The sequence below is a fragment of the Mesorhizobium sp. M2E.F.Ca.ET.219.01.1.1 genome, assembly GCF_004016445.2.
Classification (GTDB): domain Bacteria; phylum Pseudomonadota; class Alphaproteobacteria; order Rhizobiales; family Rhizobiaceae; genus Mesorhizobium.
In genome coordinates, this window is record NZ_SADT02000089.1 from 1 (window position 1) to 378 (window position 378).

Genomic DNA, 378 nt, shown 5'->3' on the forward strand with positions numbered 1-378 from the left:
CGACCGGTCCTTCAAATTGCTGATCCTGGTTCGAGAAAGGAGGCTGCGCCCCGGTCATGTACCACAAGACCGTACCAACGCCGCTTGCACATAGGAAAACTGTGAGAGCAATTTTCCACACTGAGCTCGCCATGACGTGCCGCAAGCTGTTGGACGACCATGCCTTGCCCTTGCCGTCAATTCCCGCCTTCATATGAGAAAGTTGCTCGAGGGTGCATCGCAGCCGAGGTCTGGTTGGATCGGAGATATCGAGCTTCTCCCAGGGAATGCGGTACAGGCAGTCGCGGTGGCGCAAGCCAAACAAGTCCAGCATCGCGACGCCAATTGCCGAGGCAGAGAGGCGCTCGAAAGCAGCGAAAATGCCGACGTGGAATTCGG

Annotated in this window: 1 pseudogene; it reads right to left on the reverse strand. The window is 57.4% G+C overall.

Annotated features, from left to right (window positions below):
- A pseudogene (locus EN862_RS37225) lies at positions 1–378 on the reverse strand (hypothetical protein); the annotation flags it as partial.